This window comes from Coleofasciculus chthonoplastes PCC 7420 (genome assembly GCF_000155555.1).
Taxonomy (GTDB): Bacteria; Cyanobacteriota; Cyanobacteriia; order Cyanobacteriales; family Coleofasciculaceae; genus Coleofasciculus; species Coleofasciculus chthonoplastes_A.
On the sequence record NZ_DS989841.1, the window covers coordinates 441,299 to 461,415 of the forward strand.

Below are 20,117 nucleotides of genomic sequence, written 5' to 3' on the forward strand. Positions count from 1 at the left end.
AAAATTGTCTTGATTGGCACAACAGCCGATGAGCAAAATATCGGTGATTTTGTGCCGACACCTATCCAGTTAAACATGCCAGGGATTGAGCTTCATGCTAACGCGATCGCAACGTTAATGGAAGGACGTTCAATCGCCGCCGCTATCACGAATCCAAGGCTAGAGGGATTGTTTGTGTTTGTCCTGGTTGGGGGAACCGCTATCCTGTTGTATAAACTGCCCCGACGTACTGCGGCAAGCTTGTTTTGGGGATTGGGGATGGCAGGGGTTTGGGTAGGACTAGCATTTTTAGGCTATAGCAGCGCCAGACTGATTTTTCCCATTGCCGTCCCTGCGATCGCGATGACCCTAAATAGTTTCTCCTACTTTACAGCACTTTTCATTGGGGATCAAATTGAAAAACGTCGCTTCCGCAGTACCTTAGAACGGTATGTCGCTGCACCTGTCGTTCAAGAAATTCTCAAGCAGCACGATGATTATCAGGAATTACTAAAAGGACGTAAATTAAAAGCCGCTATTTTATTCTCCGACATTCGCGGCTTTACCACCCTATCCTCCCAAATTTCACCTGTCCGATTAGTGCGACAACTGAATCGATATCTCAATGACATGGTTGAGGTGATTTTAGATGCTGGCGGTACCGTGGATAAATTCATTGGGGATGCGGTAATGGCTGAGTTTGGTTGTCCGGTATCTGAGGGGGAAGAAACCGATGCGATGAATGCCATTCGTGCGGCATTAGGGATGCGAAAAGCCTTGCATCAGCTACGCGAGGAATGGCGTCAGGAAGAACGAATTCCGTTATTTAATGGGATTGGGATTAATTATGGGGAATTAATTGCTGGGGATATTGGTTCTCAGCGTCGTCGAGAATATGCGGTGATTGGTGATGCGGTGAATGTAGCCAGTCGAGTAGAGGGGTTAACGAAGAAATTTGGCACAGATATTTTGATTACCGATTCTCTGTATCAAGTTGTCAAAGATGAGGTTGAGGTGGTGTCGGTAGGGGAAGAAGAAGTGCGAGGACGAGCGGGAACGGTGAAATTATATAGTTTAATTGGGTTAAAGGGTGAGTCGCCGCAATTGTATCAGCAGGTGCAGAGGGATTTACAGGAATTTTTGCAGCAAAAAGAGAGTTAAGGGACTTGCGTAAAAATAAAGTACCAGTTAGGCAAACTGTATTAATCAACTCAGTTTAGCTTGATTGGTATATTATTAAGCTAAGTATTAGTAGCGAGCAAGATGCTCGCACTACAATAATTTCGCAGTTATAGGTTTCAGCCTCATTCAAAGAGGCAACTTGCCAAATTGGGATGCTCCCTAACAATAAACGGCATTCATCTGATGTCCTAATGACCCTGGCGACTGCTATAGATCATAGCTGGCAATAGTTATTAAGGCTATCGGTTAGTGTTTGTTCAGGATTTGTCGCCGATTGTAAAGATTGCTGTGCTACCTCAGCAGTATCGCGATCCCTCCGCTCAAAGGCGACTGCAAATTCCCGCATCGCTTGACTCATGTTTCTGTACATTGTTACATAGCGTGATTGATAATTCAGTAAAGTTGGGTCGTTAAGGGAAAGACTCTCCATTTTTTTGCTGCATTATTCATCGTTGCAACCGTTTCCCACATGGATTCAGAGGTGGAAAATTGGGTATTATCAAGTATTTTGCGAGCCTTACTTACAGTTTCATTAACAACCTCAATGATTGTGTTACATTGTTCAAATAATGACTTGTTAGTAGACTGACTACTCTGGGTAAAAGTTGTCTTATAACAAACACTATTATCAGTTGCTAAGATACGTTCACAGAAAATCAGATCATCATCTGAATCAGGCTGTTCAACTCGGTTATACCAACTACTATCACGAATGTAGCTTTCTGCCTTTTCTCCATCTACAGTGACAGCATGTTGCTCGGTAAGAACATTGGTTAAAATTGTTGTTTTTTTGCCGTTAGACCAATGAAGTATCGTATAATGTTCCCCAGTACCGTAACCTTGAGAAATTACACAAGGTTGAATCAGGTCTAAAATATCACCTTGGAATAAGTAACAAATACCTAAACTATCGGGATAGGGTCGTGCTTCAGCTTTTTGCCCAACCCAAATTTGAGCGAACAACACTAGAAATGGCAAAATGCATATCCATCTATGTAACATTTCATTTATCTGAATTACATTAATGAGGCTAGGGGATGATAAAGGAGTTCTACGGCTCAATAGTTTTTATTCATTTTAAGCGATTGTGCCTCTAAATCGCTGATGCAGACTTTTTGATAAAAGGTGGTATCGACAGAAGTCATCTTGGAACAGCTTTTCACCGAACCGACTCCAGACCGATAAAATTACGCCACCAACACCTGACGCGCGGCAGCTTCCATTAATTTCTCCCTGTTGTTAATGGATTGAGTTTTGCTTCGAGTTCGTTAATCGCTCAGGCACTGGAAATCTCGTTCCCTCACCAATACAGCACAAACCGCCTTGGACATTAACCAAGACGGCTTGCTTGGCGCTCCCTTGCGTATGACATAAGACAAATGACATAAGACGAATGACATAAGACATAAGACATAAGACGAATGACGAATGACATAAGACAAATACCTTAAAAATCCACCCCTCGCTTCAAATCCACCCCTTTGTCACAATAATGCTTATGACAAATCATTTCCGAATGAACCGTCGCCAATTCAAAATAAGCGGGTTGATTTTTACAACGACCTGTGATAATAACCTCCGTATCACGAGGTTTGCGTAACAGCGCCTCGACAATCGGTTCAACCTGCAACAGTTCCAAGTCAACCGTCGGATTCAGTTCATCCAGAATAATCGTTTTATACAACCCTGACGCTAACGCCGCCCTAGCAATTTCCCATCCCCGTTCCGCTTCCACATAATCCAAAATCTGCTGCTGTCCCCGCCAAACGATCGCATCTCGACCACAACGCTGATGATCCACCAGATTCGGGTAACTTTGACGCAAGGCTGCGATCGCGGCGTCTTCGGTATATCCGCTTCCTCCCTTCAGCCATTGCATAATCATCACCCGGTGGGATTTATCCGTACTAATTCCCCGACCAATAGCTTGTAATGCTTTCCCTAACGCATTGGTCGATTTTCCTTTCCCCGCACCGGTATAAATTTCGATTCCCTCAATCCCCTGTTCCCGAGAAACCGGGTGATCATGAGGAACCGACTCACTATGTAAATCCGCCAAATCCAACAGCGCTGGCGGTGTTCCACGTCCCGTGACAATCACTTCCAGAGACGGCGGTTTATTTTTCAGCGCTTGCACTACCTCCTCAACCGGGAGTAACCCCAAATCCAGCAACGGATTCAACTCATCCAGCACCACAACCGAATAGAGATTGGACGCGATCGCGCCTTTCGCCACATCCCAACCGCGCTGCGCCTCTAACGTGTCAAACCGCGTCACTTCCTCTTGGGTAAAAAACTCACTTCGTCCCGTGCGAACCTGATCAATCAAGTGAGGAAACGCCCGTCGCAACGCCTCAATCGCCGCATCCTCATCATAGTTCCGTCCTGGTCCCTTCAGAAACTGTAACAATAAGACCCGACTGGATTCCGCACAGTTGATCCCTAAACCAATTGAGCGCAAAACCACGCCCAATGCGGCTTGAGACTTCCCCTTACCCACGCCATCGTAAACATGAATCTGACCCGTGATCCGTTCTGTACGCTCAGCCGCCGTGCGAATACCAATACCTGTCCTAGTCATTGACGATCCTTAAGACTTTACCCCAACTCAGTTTAGCGATATAACCGGGAATGGTAAGAATAATATTTATCCTCTTATCCCTGCCAATCTAATATAGTATAAACAAGCCAGACAGTTATCCCCGTCGTCGTTAGCTTGTTTCGCCGGAAGCCCCACACCATACCTGTACTCAGGTTGGTGTAGGAGATGTCACGAGGAATAAAGCGGAATGTCAGAGGTTCCCAGGATGTAACATTGATCGTCGCTCACGAAAGCGAGTATGACGAACGAGGAACTGATACCATCGATTAAACGGAAACCATTATGGTAGATAACTTAACTATTGTTTTACCTCTCCAACTGATTCTCTTTCAAATCTTATTCCTGTTGGTCGCGATCGCCCTAGAAGCCAGGGTCTTGCACCTACGGCTAAACCTTACTCGTAAAACCAGTGTGCAATATGCTACCTCGCTGAATTTGTGGAGCGTTGTCCTGGGTTGGTTAACTTTTTTAGTTCTAGAGACTTTGTTGCCTCAATTATTGCGGATTCAAATTGTAAATTTTATTTTCTTTGATCATCCCCTAGGCAGTCAATTAAATACACCAAATCCTCAACTAATTTCTATTGGTATCATGATTTTCTTTTTTAGCTTTATTATCAAAATAATCGGATTTGAACTGATAAAACAATGGATTCATGATCAACCAGAACAGTTTGAAATGAGTTCCGATATATCTAACAAAAGACCTGGCTTGTTTAATAAGCCCAAGCGGAAGATTACCAATCCTAAACCCAATCCTGCCTTTGCTTTGCTACTGGCTAATGCCTATAGTTACAGTGCTATTTTGCTGATTTTAGTCTTACGATTTATGGACTTGAATATTCTTAAATTGAATGCTCTATTCTAAGCGATACCCACCTATTAAATACTGAAATTAAACGGTTTTCAGTCTGTTCTAACGACTTCCAAATCTCTTACCATTAGCTTCAAATTAAACCAATGATTAGGAAAATTTTAAACAATATATTAAATTGGGCAAATAACCTCCTAAAAACTATATTTGAAATCTTTAACCCGGACACAGCTTTCTCTTGGCAGACCCTGATCGGGTTAAGCGTATTCTCGTGGGCAATGTCGTTTCTGGCGACGAATATTTTTACAATTATATTAGCGAGTTTTAGTTGGTGGTTTTTAATTTTAGGTGTCTATTGGGCAACAACTAGCAATAAAGACATCAGCATTGGTAAAATCCTCCTAAGTCCCTGGATTACAGGTGCGTTGGTTACCATTTATATTTTTGGCATTGTTACAGGCGAATTGTCAGCCTATGCTTTAGTGGTCTGGCCCCTGATATCGGCAGTAATTGCCGCATTACCCACCTGTTTAGGTGAGAATTTTCAACCCAAAATCCCCGATAGAGACAAACGTCAACCGCTGGTGTGGTTATTCACAAGTCAGTTGATACTAAGCTGTTGGTTTCAATTCTATTTTTTGGTACAAAACTGGTTAGTTCAATATCCTACAATGGCGTCTGATACATTTGAAAAAAGTGCCTTTGTGGTCAGACTATCCACCGATGAATCGAGGCAAAGGCTACCCCGTGGGACGACCATTTTGGATTTGATAGCATCTCGCTTAGAAGAACAGCTTAATAACAAAGATTGGTCAGATGTCGAACAAATTCTTCTGATTCGAGAACGCGAAAAACTGATTCAGCTAATTAAGCAGATTGACGCCCAAGTGAGGCAAGAAATTGCCTCTCCAGATATCAAAGAAGACAATTTGTGGCAAGTGAGTCTCGGTGATATTTCGCTGCGGGAGTCGGGGTATAACTTACAACTAAACACCCTTTGGCAAGGTCCGCGATCGCAAATTAAACCCAACGTACTCACTAAGTCTTGTCAGATAATACCTGTCAATCGCCAAACTGACATCGGTATTAGGCTTGTCAGTCAGGTAGAATGTGATCCGGTAGAAGGATGGCGCGTCGCTGAACCGATTGTTACCTCTCAATCACCAACTCTATAAATTATTGATGCAACCAATGAGTTGAGATAAGACAAAGGACATCAGATAAATGGCAACAAAAACTATAGGTAGAATTTGGACAATTGCGACAAATGGGTTTCAGGAAGTCATTCGCGATCGCATCTTTTATGTGATTGGCTTTTTTGCCTTGCTGTTGGTCGTTTCGCTACCACTCTTGAGGGAAGTAGCAGCCACCACAGAAGATAAAATATTTATGGATTTAGGTCTAGCGGCGATTGGTGTGTTGGGAGTGCTGGTTGCCATATTTGTTGGGACAGGTTTGATTAATAAGGAAATCGAAAAACGCACCGTGTTGGTTTTAATTCCCAAACCTATCTCACGAGCAGAATTAATTATTGGCAAGCATTTAGGCTTACTGGGAGTCTTAGCGGTTTTGGTTATCGCCATGACAGCTATTTACTTAGCTCTCCTCAGTTTCAATGGCATTAATTACCCCTTAGCTAGCCTACTGATTTCAGAGCTTTATCAGTTTTTAGAGTTAAGCCTAATTGTCGCCGTAGCGCTGATGTTTGGTGTGTTTACCAGCTCAATCCTAGCCACACTCCTAACCTTCGGCATTTACTTAATGGGACATTTGAGTCGCGATGTGCAGGAGTTAGGCAAACTCAGCGAAAATGCGACGATTGAGACGATAACCCAAGGTCTTTACCTAATTTTACCCGATTTATCCCGTCTAAATTTGAAAAATGAGGCAGTCTATGGCTTGCTTCCTTCCTCTGTAAAGCTTTTAGAACATGCCGTTTATGCCATACTCTACACGATCTTGCTGCTTGCGATCGCGATTCTGATTTTCTCTCGACGTGAGTTTTAATTGAGGATTGGGTGTCCCTTCACTTCGCTCAAGACAACCGACTTTGTAGGGGCGGGTTTAGGAACTCTCGTGTCGCGATTGATAGTAACTTTAGTACAAAGCCCAGTTTGTAGGGGCGGGTTTAGGAACTCTCTTGTCGCGATTGATAGTAACTTTAGTACAAAACCCAGTTTGTAGGGGCGGGTTTAGGGACTCTCGTGTCGCGATTGATAGTAACTTTAGTACAAAACCCAGTTTGTAGGGGCGGGTTTAGGGACTCTCTTGTCGCGATTGATAGTAACTTTAGTACAAAACCCAGTTTGTAGGGGCGGGTTTAGGGACTCTCTTGTCGCGATTGATAGTAACTTTAGTACAAAACCCAGTTTGTAGGGGCGGGTTTAGGGACTCTCGTGTCGCGATTGATAGTAACTTTAGTACAAAGCCCAGTTTGTAGGGGCGGGTTTAGGAACTCTCTTGTCGCGATTGATAGTAACTTTAGTACAAAACCCAGTTTGTAGGGGCGGGTTTAGGGACTCTCGTGTCGCGATTGATAGTAACTTTAGTACAAAACCCAGTTTGTAGGGGCGGGTTTAGGGACTCTCGTGTCGCGATTGATAGTAACTTTAGTACAAAACCCGCCCTGACTAAGTGTTGAGTTAACTCCCCCATCTCCCTCATCTCCCCCATCTCCCCCATCTTGCTCATCTCCCCCAACTCCCCCTGTTCCCTATTTCATGTATTGACTAAAATAAAATCCCGCACAATTTCCACCACTTCAGGTGCAATCTCATGCCCCATATCCACCTCTTTGTACTGCATCGGCGCACCTAGCGCTAGTAAATAATCCCGCAATCGATGAGCTACCCTCAAAGGAACAACATTATCTTGTCTACCATGAACGATTAAAACAGGGGGCAAGGGAGGTTCAATCTCTTGAGGCGTGCGATGCCAATAACCACTCATTGACACTAAACCCGCCAAGGGTAAATGTAACCCAACATCTAGAGCCATGGCTCCCCCTTGAGAAAAGCCCATCATAATCGTAGAGGCAAGAGGAATACCAGTGAGACTTTCCAAAGACTTTAGCCAGTCTGTCAATAGACGCTGACTTTGTGCCAAGCCTTGATAGTCTTCTCGTTCCAAGTCATACCACATATAGCCTCCAGCCACCTGTGGGTGAGCAAAGGGTGCATTAGGTAGCAAGACATGGTAGTTAGATAGAGCCAATTCTGGCACTATAGGTTGCAAATCTTTAGCATTAGCCCCCCAGCCATGCAAAACCACAACCAGTCCCACTGGTTGTTTACCTGTAGTTGGTGGAATTGAAATCGTCTCCAAAGACAGGAACTTACTCCTGAAAAATTTAACGTTTGACACTCTCCCTCCTAGAAGAAGGGAGATTATATGGAAATTTCGTTCCATATATCCCGATAAACGGGTTCCCAGGCACACAGCGTTTACCCCTAGGGGCGCTGTGTTATCTCCTAACGCCCTGTCGATTCAGGGTTAGGCGTTTTCAAACAGGGTTAGCTGTCTGGGTTTCCCACAGTCCATGGGTATCGATTTAAAATTAACTTCGACTTTGCAGCCGCAAGTTAACTAACTCATATCATACCACTCTGAGATGCTAAAAGCCGCCCTAGAAGGGCAGGGCTTCAGACCCAAGTTTCCGGTGAGCAAATGACCAAGTAGGGGCTTGGTGACCAAGCCCCTACCCCAAACCTCATTCAACTCAAAACTAAAGTCTTACCACTCAGCAATATTTTTGAAGCTATCTGGTTTAATAATAATGTGGCGATCGCTGTCAAAGCTAATCTTGCCCTGATTTTTTAACTTGTTCAGGAGTCGGGTGACGGTGACACGAGTCGTACCGATCGCATTGGCAAGGTTTTGGTGCGTCAAGCGCATCTTCAAACGAGTCCCGTCGGGTACAGGTTGACCCATTTCCTGTTGCATCAACCGCAACAAGTGTTGTAAACGATCTTCAACCCGACGCTGACCCGCGATCGCTAGGAGTGCCTCAGTTTGGCGTATCCGGTGGACGATTTGCGGTAATATCATCTGAGCCAATCGCGGTGAAGCATTGATCTCCTCTATAGAAAACCAAATCAGATGTACGTCAGACAATGCCGTGGCTTGGTAAGCACTCAGCAGAGAAAACCAACGACCAAAAAACATTGAAGGCTCTGCCCAACCTAGCCACACTTCTTCCCCATTTTGGCAAAGCGTACTGAGCTGAACTAAACCTTGGCAAACCTGCCAAACTCCTTGAGAAATTATGGGGATTTTGTCGCCTTTAGCATAAAAATGCAATCGACGTGAATCTTGAAGTTCGGCTTGACCAAGAGATTGAGTCGGGTTTACGTCCAAAACGGATCGGGAAGTTGGAATCATGGGCTGCAACTCTCTCCAGCCAGATTTTTACAAGCTGGTATAGCAGGGCAGCTCTACTGTAAGCAATCAAGGTAAAGGCTCGGTAAGCAACAGATTAAATCATCTCAATATCTAATTTGTACTCAAATTGGTATGTTGTGCGTCTTGGATATTAACCGATTAGGTGTAAGTCGCGCTCTCTACTGGGTGTATAACAATTAGACGCAACTCCTTGCGGGTTTGGGGATGGAGATATCGTTCCTGGAGCGATCGCCATTCCTGCCATAATTGATAACGATCGCCACTCAACTGCTCTACCAGGGTTGGGAGTTTCTTCTTAATGTCTGAGTTCAGACAATGCGACAGAAATTCTGCCAAGACGAAACTGTCTTGAATCTGTCCCAAAATACGCTGAATCGATTTAATCTCTTTCACATAATCCTGATAAGGCGTCTCATAAAAGTCAGTAAATAATTCCATCTGATAACGCACTCGTTTAGCTTGTTTCCGCAAACTGTGCAACACTGAACCCTGAACGCTGAACAGTTCAACCACATCCTCTAAACTCAGATCCTGAGCTAACTGCTTCTGTCCGTCTGAAAAGTGTACCCCCATAAGCCACGCGGGGTGGAGGAAAAACTGACTCACAAACGGTAACAGTAAATCCGGCAAAATCTGATCAATTGGAAATTCGGCAAAAATTCCGTAAGTCGGCGTCTGCAACCAATCTTGAAATGCCCGTTTCATTTCCTGATAGGGTTTATCCTTGAGAGTTTTCTGAACTTGAACTAAGACCTGGTGACGCCGCTTTTCCAACGTTGCTAATACTTTTTTGCCTATTTTTTGTTCAGAGTTGGGCAAAGTGGGCAAATACTGATTTTGTAGCGCATCTTGCATAATGTCCAAATCCCGCAGTTGTCCCAGCCGTCGCGCCACTTTAGCAATCTTTTTCTCACGAGCGGCTTTGGGTAATACCAGGGCTGGGGCAAAACCGCTCACCACTGTCCGTAGCCGTCGCATCCCTACGCGCATTTGGTGTAGCGCTTCGGGATCTTTATCCTTGAGAACATCAGTTTCATACTGAACGGTTCTCTGGAAATGTTTTTCAATAGCTAGATAAGCCCAATAGCCAAAGAGCTTTGGGTCGGATGAGGCAGTGGTTATCATCGGTATGGTGTGGGGTAGACATCCGGAACGTTTGCCCCTAGGGAATCATATAGAGGTGAACGTTGCTTGTTTGTAAAACCTGTATCACAAGAGTTTACCATACTCGTGAATTAAAAATTGTTCTTTCAACTCCCAATAACAGCAATGAGAACGTCTTGGGGATGATTTTTGAGCGGAATGGGCATCTTCGCCCCATTTTGCCATGAATCATACCTTGCCGGATCTGACACCCAGGGATTATCTTTAAAACATGAGTTTTATCGACGTGGCTTCTTGCCATCCTTTGAGCCAATCGAAGTCAGCCTGTCGGCGACGTATAGTCTGAGGGGATCTCTAATCGGGAGACCGATGGCTATTTAAGGAAGCCCCTTTATCGCGACTGACAATTGGGCGATCGGTTACAACAACAAACTAACGCAATTCAACTCCAACGGTATGACGCCTTCTCAAGACTTGGGCGCAGCAGTAAAATTCACTAGGGCATTAACGAGCAGCGATTTTTCTAGCTTAATGCCCAGACCTGGTTGGCATGAAAATTTATCGTCAGGAAAAGACTTTTTGTAGCGGTTGGAATAACCAATATCGCTGAGCAGTCATCTCCTGATTCAGGATCGGGATATTGATTAGCTTTATATCGCTTCAACCACCTTTACCGTGAAGACCGTAGTTTTCCCAAGGGACAGGGTATAAATAAGGTATTCGCTGATTACTTATTTATACCGCCCTAGACTCAGGAATTGGTGATAACTAAAACCGTGAATAGCGATAAATTCCACCTATTGTTTTGGCTTTGATTATGCCAAGTTTTGGAGGTGATACCAACAGATTTGCCACAAGCTTATTTATATTCATTGATTGCAAGACAAAGATAATCATTAATAATGATTAGTCTATCGAACTTGTTCAGGAATTATGGCACTCAGTATCTAATGTTTTTATAGGGATATGGATTTAATTTACATTAAAACCGACCCTAGAGAGGACAAGTTTACTCTTTTTGACGATGCCCATTTTTTAGGGCAATTTTATTCTTTTGGGGATTTATTTATAATTTCAGTCATGGAGAATATAAATCCAAATTCAAAACATTTTGTCAACCCTAATATGGATAGCTTGTAGCTAACAAAAAACCATAAACTCAAGCGTTTTTATGAAATTAAGTCAATGTTTAACTAAAGCAAAAATTCTGAATTTGCACGAAACTGGAGAACGCAATTTCCCCGGAGTTAATTTGATCAGAGCCGATTTAACTGAAGCAAACCTAAGTCGCATTAATTTGAGTGCTGCCCATTTGCAGCGAGCTAATTTAGCCAAAGCTAAACTGATTGGCGCTCAACTTAAAGATGCAGATTTAAGTAAGGCTGATCTCAAGAATGCACTATTGATTGAAGCCACGCTTTCCCAAGCCGATCTGACGGCTGCAATTCTTAGGGAAGCAGATTTGAGTGGTGCGATTCTCACGGGCGCTACTCTACTTGATGCGGATCTACGACATGCTACCTTAATTGGCACAAGTCTGATCGATGCCAAAATGAAACGAGCAAAACTGGCAAAGGCAAACTGTACGGGAGCTAGCTTCAGTCGCGCTAATCTCAAAGCCGCAGACTTGCAGGGAGTCATCTTAAATCGAGCCATTCTCAGCCAAGCAGATTTAAGGGGAGCAAACCTGAGAGGCGCTTGCTTTATTCGAGCCTATTTACATCGGGCAGATTTGCGAGATGCTAATTTAACCGGGGCTGACTTGAGTGATGCGGATCTCAAGGGCGCTGATCTGAGTCATGCTAATTTGTCAAGGGCTAACTTGAGTTGTGCGAATCTGAGTCACGCAAATCTTACGGGGGCTAATCTGACTGGCGCCCACTTGCAAAATGCGAATCTCAGTCTCGCCAATCTCAGTGGATTGCTCCTCAAAAAAGCCAATTTGCAGAGCGCCCAACTCAGCAAAGCTAACCTGAACCGAGCCAATTTATATAAAGCTAATTTGTCAGGGGCTAATTTGCTAGAGGCGAACTTAGAACATGCCAACTTAGCTGAGTCAAATCTCCAGCGAGCAGGTTTGCTTTTGGCTTATTTAACGGATGCTAACTTAAGTCATGCCAATTTGAATGGGGCTAACTTAATTGGCGCGAATTTAATGGGAGCGGACTTAAGTGACACCTCCTTAGCCGGAACTATCATGCCCAATGGTAGAATACACTCGTGACATCTTCCTACACCTTACCCGTAGGGTCGGTGTAGGCTTCCTTTGTGGCAATTTTATGGATTACGCTTCCGGCTCCTTCACTTCGTTCGAGGACAAGGTTTTATCGGTGGAAACACGACCAGCCCAACTTTCTGGAATTTATCTATCTCGAACAATCGCTAAACCGATGTAGATTCAAGGATTTCCAGTAATCCATGTCGTATCCCATAAAACACTCGTTCAATCAAAATTCGTTCATGTTCCTTTAAGCTATCTTTATACAGTAAAGCACATTTTAAAAATTGCTGATCGGAGGGGGTAATGCAGCGATTCATTAAAACCTTAGTCACTAAGTCTTCGATATTTTTCTGAGGCAGAGTAACGTTCATTGACTGCACAAATATTAAATGTTCATTTTTGTTGTCATCATTATGAAGGATTTTCTAGAACAATTTTGTGATCGTCCTAAAAGATAGTTTGTGATTTTTCTAAAAGCTAAATCGTGATCTGTGATCAGGTCAAGTAGTGACATAGGTCACAAATGAACAAAGATAAAATCTAAAATGGGAAGCTCCTAATGAGGAATTCGCCAGTCATCACTGGCATCTACAAAGTCTGTATTGGTGTTCAATGTCCCTAGATAAAATAGTGGCAGAGTAGATACAGCAGATTTCAGGTTGATGAGGTACAGCCTTAAGCAAGATCCCCGACTTTTTGGAGAAGTCGGGGATCTGTCTGTGTACCTCACTTACTTGAAAAGCGCTGTAAATTATTAAGATAATCGTATAAAATAGTTTTAAATCTTCTATTCCTTGTCCCTTGTCCTTACAGACATTCACCAGAATTGAGAAAGGTTCCACCGGAACATCTCTCCTCAATTCTGCCTTCAGACTAATGAAAAACACAAAACTGGGATTAATCAGTGTACTCCTCCTCTCTATCTCTAGCCCACCAATGCTAGCGCAGACAGAGGCGGAATCCGAAACGGCTGATACCTTAAGAATCAAACCCCGTTTGGGAATTGGACATACAAGTTCTGGTGGTGGATTTGATGGATTTACCCGCCTAGAGGGATTTGTTCCCCTTTTACAAACTCCAGGTAAAAATCTGACGTTTTTGGAAGGGCGACTCTTCCTGGATAACGATGATGCCAATTTGGGGGGGAATCTGATCCTGGGATATCGTACCTATAGTGCCAATTCCCATCGAATTTGGGGCGGTTATATGAGTTATGATAACCGTCATACAGGTCACAATACCTTTAATCAATTGGGGTTAGGCATAGAAAGTTTAGGAACTGTTTGGGATTTTCGGGTGAATGGTTATTTACCCATAGGCGATACGCGCCAAGGAGTTGGTGATGCTGGAGTTCGAGATATTTTCTTTCGCCGCAATTTCTTGATTTTAGAACAGGGGCAAAACAAAGAAGCCGCCATGGGAGGGTGGGATGCAGAAGTTGGCGCAAAACTTGCTCGAATTGGTATAGATGGGGATCTGCGCGGTTATGGGGGATTGTATTGGTATGATGCGGAAGGGAGTTCAGAGATATGGGGATGGCGAGTAAGATTGGAAGCACGTCCTTCTGATAATTTTAATCTGGGGTTGTCGTTGCAAAATGATGATTTATTTGGCACGAATTTAGTGTTTACCGTGGGTGCAACATTTCCTGGAAGTCGTCCCCAAGGGTTAGGGGATGAAGATGATCAAGTTTTGGCACGAGTAGCAGAATCGGTGCAGCGAACGAATGCAATTGTGATTGATCATCAAGATGATTTCCAAGACGTACCAGCGACGAATCCGGAAACAGGGGAACCTTATGTATTCCAGCATATCCGTTTAGGTGAAATGGGGGGAGAGGGTACGTTTGAAAGTCCGTTTGGTATCGTTGAGAATGGGTTAGATCAAACGGTATCTGATGGCAATGATATTGTTTATGTACAACCCGGAACCAATCCAGGGATTCCGCCGTTTACCATTCCTGATCGAGTGCAGGTGTTATCTACGGGTCCAATTCAGCAACTGGATACTGTAGAAACAGGGATAGTGCAATTACCGCTATCAGGTGCAGGAATACTCCCCACGATTACTCCAGGTGCGGCGGCTTCGGTAACTCTGGGCAATAGAACCACCCTATCTGGGTTTTATATCCCTGATGCGGCTACCTTTGCGATTGAGGGAAGGGAGATTGATACAGTAACAATTCGGGATAACGCGATCGCGAATTCCACTCAAGTGGGTATAGTGTTACTGGAGACGACAGGAACTGTCACCGTTACCGATAACAGGATTGATACGACAGGTGGTTTGGGTAATAGCGGATTTTTTATTGGCAATACGGCGGGTTCGGTTGACCTAAACCTGGTCAGGAATCAGATTGTCAATACGACAGGCGATGGAATGGGTATTGTTCTGTTTAATGCTGAGGACAGTACAGTAACGCTTTCTGAAAATATACTTACGGATAATCTCCTTAACGGCATTGGCTTTAGATTAGCTAATTCTGTCAATGTTAATTTCAATATTAATGATAATACAAGTCAAAACAATGGCAGTGCCGGACTTTTCTCTGAGCTATTCAGCAATTCTAATTCAAGGGTCACACTCATCAACAATGAAATTTCATACAACCAGTTTGATGGTATTTATATGGCACTAATAGATAATTCTGAGGGAATAGTCACTATGACTAACAATAATCTTAGGGGCAATCAAGAAGATGGGATTGTTATCGGATTATTCGCAGATTCCGATGAAATAGTTACGATTGTAGATAATACGCTGTCAGAAAATCAGTTTAATGGAATTAATGTATTGTTGAGGGATAATTCTCAGGGAACAGTTAATGTTACAAACAACACTATTTTGAACAACCAGTTTGATGGGATTATTTTCACGTTCTTGGATGATTCCCGTGGAAGGGTAACGATTGTCGAAAATACCCTGGCTAGAAATCAGAGGCGGGGAATGACTGTACAATCTACGATGACTGCTGAAGGAGAAGTCCTTATCCAAAATAACCTGATTTCTGATAATGAAACGCTAGGGATTGCTGGCTTGATGATCGGGGACTCAAGTTTAGGAGTCACGATTGACAATAACGAGATATTAAGTAATGGTCATCATGGTATCGGTGTTAGCATTCAAGAAGCTGCCACATTGAGACTGGAAATTACTGATAATCGAGTTGACAGGAATGGCTTTCAGGGTGTTGACCTAAATTTCCCCCAACCCGATGGCATTTTTATAGACGCACTCAATAACTCAACGCTCCAGTTACTACTGGAAAGAAATACAGTAATGGATAATGCTCGTTTTGGTGCGTTTATATTAGCAGAAGATCAGTCTGAACTTTTCGCAGGTGTCCGATTCAATACATTCACAGGAAACCCAGGTACTCTTGATAATGCCAATGGTTTTGTAGTACAAACTGGATCACTGACGAATCTTGAGCCAGAATCGACTATCTGTTTAGATTTGAGTAATAATACCAGCGAGAATGGTTTCTCTCTAAATTACACCGATCTTGACAGTACATTCAAAGCCGATACAACGGCAAATAATGGTACAATTTCTATACCACAATTGCCTGTTGAGCCGCTAGGGGATTGTCCAGTTCCGTAGTGGCGTGGCACACCTAATTTAATTAGCTTGGGTTCGTTCGTAGTAAGGGCTTTAGCCCTAGATTCTGCCCTAGTAACAGGCGTCAACCCAACCTACAATCTATTCCACTATTTGAGCTGGAATGGCACGCTCAGATAAGGCTGGTGGGCAATGCCCACCCTACGGTATATAGCACTACGCACTAAGGTTAGGACATATCAAGAAAAATTCAAATCGCTCAATCCCTTGTCAGCTAAGCTTTTGTCTTCACTATTGCATATTCCACACCGAGCGTGTTACCGAGCGTGTTACTGAGCGAAGCCGAAGTAAGTCGAGGTAAGCGATGCCCTGAGCCTGTCGAAGGGTCGAGGTGTTGCCTATTGCCTATTCCCTGGCGCGTAGCGCTATATCAATGGTTTTGCCGATATCAAACTGCAAATTTTCAGCGCAATTCATTTTACCTGTGTCACACCAGTCGGGTGGTTAAGACACCCAACAAATTATAGAGACGTAGCCAGCTACGTCTCTACCAGTTTTATTCGTTTAGCTTGATCTGGCGAGAAGCCTCACGCCATAATCATAATCTAGGATTTGGCGTTGAGATGAATCGCCAGTGAAGAGAAAATTATTTTCACTCTGAATCTTTATCTGCAAGAGTAGTATAATTGTCGTGGGAGGTGATAGAAGGTGAAGCGAAGCAAAGACACATTCAAGACAAGTTACCAATATCGAATTGTGCCAAATAAGCAACAGTCAAAACAGCTAAACGAATGGCTGTGCAAGTTGTGCCGGATACACAATTTAATGCTAGAGGAGCGATTTAACTGGTGGGAGTGTAACCGCTCACCTGTCAATGCTTGCTCAATCTATATCACTTACCTACCAGAACTTAAAGACCAACCAACATACTACAGTCAAAAACGCGCTAACCATTGGTCAAGGGAGTCTCATGACGCCTTATACAAAGGTGTTCATTCTCAGGTTATCCAGGAAGCAATTAAACGAGTAGAAGATACCTTCAACCGGTTTATCAAGGGTGACTTTAAAAAACAGAGAAGCGGTAAGCCTCGATTTAAGTCGGTCAAGCGTTACAGGACATTTTGTTTGCCTCAGCTTAAGGCAGACTGTCTAACGGTTTCGCCCAATCCCCATAAGCGTAAAAACGGGAAAGCCAGACGAGACATTGCTCAAATAAATCTACCTAAGATTGGTCAGGTTAAGGTTATTTATCATCGCCCTATTCCAGAAGGATTTACTATTAAAACGGGGCTAGTCTCTCACAAAGCAGATGGATGGTACGTGACTTTATTGCTAGAGGATAAGACGATCCCTAGTCTGACTCCACCAGAGATACAGGCAAATGAAGAAAACTCGTTAGGGCTAGATGTTGGTTTAGAGAAATTCTGGACAGCATCCGATGGAACCGTTGAAACTATTCAACAGCACTATCGCAAGTCAGAGGACAAACTAGCCAAGCTTCAAAATCGCAAGGACAAAAAGCCGCACAAATCAGCATCACGGCGCCAATTGGCAAAAAAGATATCTAAGCATCATCAAAAGCTACAACGGAAGCGGAAACAATTCCATTATGAGTCGGCTAATCAACTGGTAAGTCGTGATGAACAAGTGTTCTTTGTTGAGGATATCAAGTCCGCTAACTTATCCCGAAAAAACAAGCCAAAACAGGATGCGAATGGCAAGTATTTACCCAATGGACAATCAGCAAAATCAGGTTTAAACAAGTCAATTAATGACGCTAGCTGGGGTCAATTCCTCTCAATTCTCATTTACAAAGCTGCAAAAGCTGGTAAGTTAGTGGTGAAAGTGAAACCTCATAACACGAGTCAAGTATGCTCTTGTTGCGATCTCCTAGTTCAAAAGGATTTATCAATCCGAGTACATGAGTGTTTGTGTGGATTGATTCTAGACAGAGATTGGAACGCGGCGATCAATATCAAGAGAGTGGGGCTGGGCATATTCCCCACTATAAAACGCCCCAAGCGTAGCCTTTTGACTACGACAAAGGAAGCCCACACTATACCCGTTTAGGGTTAGTGTGGGAGGATGTCACGCTGTTTCCAAATCTAGCCAATCCGGAAAACTATTAACGAGAGTCGGTTCCTTGGTTCGGATCGCCTTCTACACGCTTGTTTTCACCTTGGGCTTCCGGAATGGTTGCTGGATCTTTCTTAGAAGCTTGCTCTTCAGCTTGGGGATCTTTAGCCTTAGATTTTGGCGGGTTTAGTCACATCCCTTGTGAGATAAGAAACGATAGTAGTGAAAGTGAGCCCCTACAGTTTTCCCAGATTCAACTTGCCAACAACTGAGAGGGGGTGACTCGCCACAATTGTTCTAATTGTGACGCTGGCATGGTCAAGTATAAAATATCACCTGCCGCTAACGCTGTTTCCAATAAATCTCGACCGTGAAGCTTTTGATTTCGGGTTTCAATATATAGAGGAACAAACTCAATATCTAGGGTTAAATCTTTCACCCGCTGTCCACAGAACGGATGCTTCAATGTAATCGTTGTTGCTAACGCTACCCAAAGCGTATCGCCGGTCATGCCATTCCCTAAAATACGCCCACCTAAGGCGGCGGCGGCAAAGGCAGGTGTGGCTAATTCGGTGGGGCTGAGTACCACCTCAAAATTAAAAACTTGCTGCACTCCTCGGGCAAATTGAGGGTCATGATTTCGCACCACGATGGGTAAATTGGGGGTTAAGGCTTTGGCACTTAAACTAATCTCGACATTGGTCATATCGCTACTGGTTACAGCTAATAAGGCTTCCGCTGTATGGATATTCGCCGCTTTTAAATGGGTCGCCAAACTCGCATCACCGATAATCACGGGGATTCCCAAGGAACGGGCAACACCGAGAAATCGATTGTGGGTATCGGGTTCAATGACAACCACGTCATAGCCATGACTATGCAGTTGATTCATGATCTGGACACCAATACCCCCCAAGCCACAAACAATATAATGATGGCGACTGGGAACACGGGCAGCATCTAAAAATTGACTAAAACGAGTACCTAAAATAAAATCGTTGAGTAGGGCGTAACAAATCCCAATTACACCCGCCCCAACTAACATCATTACCGCCGTAAAAATCTTGATACTGTCAGGGGCTAATTCTGCCACTTCTTCTTTCCCTCCAGCCCCAGTAATCATACCCACTGAAAAATAGAGGGCATCAACAATTGAGGTATTCAACTGAACGCTAATATAAGTGACTGTGGCGATAAAAATGGTTAGGAGTAGGGCGAAAGTGCCAGCGAGAATGGGTTGACCATGGTGCTGAAACTGTTTCAGGTTCGTGAGAATCTTAAACAGTCGGCGTAGCCACAAACCCCGACGGCTGCGGATATTGGGTTGAGTGCCAACAATTATCCGATCGCCAGATTGTAAGGTTCGCCCTTGCACAACGGCTGACACCAAACTCACCTGCCCTTTTACGGGTCGATAGTAGATCAACATCCGCGATCGATCGTCCCACAACTCACTCAACTGACGTCCATTCCAGGGATGAGAGTCATGGATGTATTCTTCGTGAATGGGCCACGTTTGATTGAATAGTCGAAGTTGTCCAATGGCTTGATTCCCCATCGCAGCAAAGGCAAACACCGGGGCGGCTAATGCGGCGACACTGAGACTGACATGATTGGGCAAAATCTGATCCAAGCGATCGCCTAAGCTGTTGTTAAATAGCCGACTAATAATCCGAATCCGAGGATTAAGGACTCGGGCTTGGGTGAGAATAGCCAGATTCAAGGCATCATCGCTAGAGGTGATAACTAGGGTTTGCGCCTCCTGAATTCCAGCGGCGAGTAGGGTGGCGGCTGCACGAAAATCGCCGATAATCAGATCCTGGCAGTTACCCGGAACCAGGCGATCGCTAATTCCGACAACAGAGGCTCCCTGTTGCTTTAATAGTGAGAAAATTTGATAGCCAGTGCGACCCAAGCCACAAACGATGATTCGGGGTTTCATGAATTTGTCTTATCCACAGACAGAGTTTTGCCTGGTCGTGTTTTGAACACCTATTTTCCTACAGATTTACCGCGACCATTGTAACCGAAGACACCAAGACTAGCAGAAATCTGGAAAAAAGTGATCCGGGTTGATCATTTATCCGGCAAATAGGGTGGCTTTTTTTGCGGTTATCAGCAGCAATCCCTGTTTATTGACGAAAGGAAATCCTTACTCTTAAACTTAATAGTAATTAA

15 protein-coding genes are annotated in these 20,117 nt (G+C 43.9%); 7 read left to right on the forward strand and 8 right to left on the reverse strand.

All coding sequences use genetic code 11. The annotated features are described in order from the left end of the window. Positions 1-1,140 (forward strand): adenylate/guanylate cyclase domain-containing protein (locus MC7420_RS01850; RefSeq protein ID WP_157452984.1); only part of this gene is annotated, 1,140 nt, incomplete at its 5' end. Positions 1,141-1,375: 235 nt separating this feature from the next. Here MC7420_RS01850 and MC7420_RS38955 read toward each other — a convergent pair. The 3 genes from MC7420_RS38955 to MC7420_RS01860 form a co-directional block, all read right to left on the reverse strand. Then, a complete protein-coding gene (locus MC7420_RS38955) occupies positions 1,376-1,531 on the reverse strand; it encodes a hypothetical protein (protein ID WP_157452985.1) in 156 nt (51 codons plus the stop codon). Between the two features lie 23 nt (positions 1,532-1,554). Continuing rightward, positions 1,555-2,139 (reverse strand): hypothetical protein, encoded by a 585-nt coding sequence (locus tag MC7420_RS01855; RefSeq protein ID WP_198016347.1) that lies wholly within the window; start codon positions 2,137-2,139, stop codon positions 1,555-1,557. A 469-nt stretch (positions 2,140-2,608) separates the two neighbouring features. Beyond that, on the reverse strand, positions 2,609-3,742 hold the full coding sequence (locus MC7420_RS01860) for a cob(I)yrinic acid a,c-diamide adenosyltransferase (protein WP_006098165.1): 1,134 nt from the start codon (positions 3,740-3,742) through the stop codon (positions 2,609-2,611). 303 nt (positions 3,743-4,045) lie between these two features. Between MC7420_RS01860 and fraC the strand changes: the two genes are divergently transcribed. From fraC to MC7420_RS01875, 3 genes are all read left to right on the forward strand, one after another. Then, positions 4,046-4,630, forward strand: a complete 585-nt coding sequence (gene fraC / locus MC7420_RS01865) for a filament integrity protein FraC (RefSeq protein ID WP_006097844.1) — start codon at positions 4,046-4,048, stop codon at positions 4,628-4,630. 92 nt (positions 4,631-4,722) lie between these two features. After that, on the forward strand, positions 4,723-5,751 hold the full coding sequence (locus MC7420_RS01870) for a DUF5357 family protein (RefSeq protein WP_006097797.1): 1,029 nt from the start codon (positions 4,723-4,725) through the stop codon (positions 5,749-5,751). A 49-nt stretch (positions 5,752-5,800) separates the two neighbouring features. Further along, positions 5,801-6,583 carry an ABC transporter permease gene (locus MC7420_RS01875; RefSeq protein ID WP_006097865.1) on the forward strand — a complete coding sequence of 261 codons (783 nt, stop codon included), beginning with the start codon at positions 5,801-5,803 and terminating at the stop codon, positions 6,581-6,583. Positions 6,584-7,294: 711 nt separating this feature from the next. Here the strand turns inward: MC7420_RS01875 and MC7420_RS01885 are convergent. From MC7420_RS01885 to MC7420_RS01895, 3 genes are all read right to left on the reverse strand, one after another. Continuing rightward, positions 7,295-7,906, reverse strand: coding sequence for an alpha/beta hydrolase (locus MC7420_RS01885; RefSeq protein ID WP_044204494.1), 612 nt, complete (start codon positions 7,904-7,906; stop codon positions 7,295-7,297). Between the two features lie 402 nt (positions 7,907-8,308). Continuing rightward, positions 8,309-8,956 carry a Crp/Fnr family transcriptional regulator gene (locus MC7420_RS01890; RefSeq protein ID WP_006098186.1) on the reverse strand — a complete coding sequence of 216 codons (648 nt, stop codon included), beginning with the start codon at positions 8,954-8,956 and terminating at the stop codon, positions 8,309-8,311. 159 nt (positions 8,957-9,115) lie between these two features. After that, the gene (locus MC7420_RS01895; protein WP_006098249.1) at positions 9,116-10,102 is read right to left on the reverse strand and encodes a CHAD domain-containing protein; all 987 of its coding nucleotides are present in this window, start codon (positions 10,100-10,102) and stop codon (positions 9,116-9,118) included. A 1,150-nt stretch (positions 10,103-11,252) separates the two neighbouring features. Here MC7420_RS01895 and MC7420_RS01900 point away from each other — a divergent pair. Then, entirely contained in the window at positions 11,253-12,305 is a 1,053-nt protein-coding gene (locus tag MC7420_RS01900) for a pentapeptide repeat-containing protein (RefSeq protein WP_006098151.1), read from the forward strand. Positions 12,306-12,463: 158 nt separating this feature from the next. Here MC7420_RS01900 and MC7420_RS01905 read toward each other — a convergent pair whose 3' ends face one another. After that, positions 12,464-12,673: a hypothetical protein gene (locus tag MC7420_RS01905; protein ID WP_006098002.1), complete on the reverse strand. Its 210-nt coding sequence runs from the start codon at positions 12,671-12,673 to the stop codon at positions 12,464-12,466. A 505-nt stretch (positions 12,674-13,178) separates the two neighbouring features. Here MC7420_RS01905 and MC7420_RS01915 point away from each other — a divergent pair. Next, positions 13,179-15,905: an inverse autotransporter beta-barrel domain-containing protein gene (locus MC7420_RS01915; RefSeq protein WP_006098047.1), complete on the forward strand. Its 2,727-nt coding sequence runs from the start codon at positions 13,179-13,181 to the stop codon at positions 15,903-15,905. A gap of 666 nt (positions 15,906-16,571) precedes the next feature. Further along, positions 16,572-17,933, forward strand: a complete 1,362-nt coding sequence (locus MC7420_RS01920) for an RNA-guided endonuclease InsQ/TnpB family protein (RefSeq protein WP_044204301.1) — start codon at positions 16,572-16,574, stop codon at positions 17,931-17,933. Between the two features lie 259 nt (positions 17,934-18,192). On the opposite strand, the gene MC7420_RS01925 is transcribed toward MC7420_RS01920, so the two are convergent. Beyond that, positions 18,193-19,881 carry a potassium channel family protein gene (locus MC7420_RS01925; RefSeq protein WP_006097849.1) on the reverse strand — a complete coding sequence of 563 codons (1,689 nt, stop codon included), beginning with the start codon at positions 19,879-19,881 and terminating at the stop codon, positions 18,193-18,195. Between the last annotated feature and the right edge of the window lie 236 nt (positions 19,882-20,117).

Excerpts from the sequence above, each read along its gene's own strand:
- MC7420_RS38955 (WP_157452985.1), bottom strand. The coding sequence starts at position 1,531 with ATGTACAGAAACATGAGTCAAGCGATGCGGGAATTTGCAGTCGCCTTT.
- MC7420_RS01860 (WP_006098165.1), bottom strand. The coding sequence starts at position 3,742 with ATGACTAGGACAGGTATTGGTATTCGCACGGCGGCTGAGCGTACAGAA.
- fraC (WP_006097844.1), top strand. The coding sequence starts at position 4,046 with ATGGTAGATAACTTAACTATTGTTTTACCTCTCCAACTGATTCTCTTT.
- MC7420_RS01870 (WP_006097797.1), top strand. The coding sequence starts at position 4,723 with ATGATTAGGAAAATTTTAAACAATATATTAAATTGGGCAAATAACCTC.
- MC7420_RS01875 (WP_006097865.1), top strand. The coding sequence starts at position 5,801 with ATGGCAACAAAAACTATAGGTAGAATTTGGACAATTGCGACAAATGGG.
- MC7420_RS01890 (WP_006098186.1), bottom strand. The coding sequence starts at position 8,956 with ATGATTCCAACTTCCCGATCCGTTTTGGACGTAAACCCGACTCAATCT.
- MC7420_RS01895 (WP_006098249.1), bottom strand. The coding sequence starts at position 10,102 with ATGATAACCACTGCCTCATCCGACCCAAAGCTCTTTGGCTATTGGGCT.
- MC7420_RS01900 (WP_006098151.1), top strand. The coding sequence starts at position 11,253 with ATGAAATTAAGTCAATGTTTAACTAAAGCAAAAATTCTGAATTTGCAC.
- MC7420_RS01905 (WP_006098002.1), bottom strand. The coding sequence starts at position 12,673 with ATGAACGTTACTCTGCCTCAGAAAAATATCGAAGACTTAGTGACTAAG.
- MC7420_RS01915 (WP_006098047.1), top strand. The coding sequence starts at position 13,179 with ATGAAAAACACAAAACTGGGATTAATCAGTGTACTCCTCCTCTCTATC.
- MC7420_RS01925 (WP_006097849.1), bottom strand. The coding sequence starts at position 19,881 with ATGAAACCCCGAATCATCGTTTGTGGCTTGGGTCGCACTGGCTATCAA.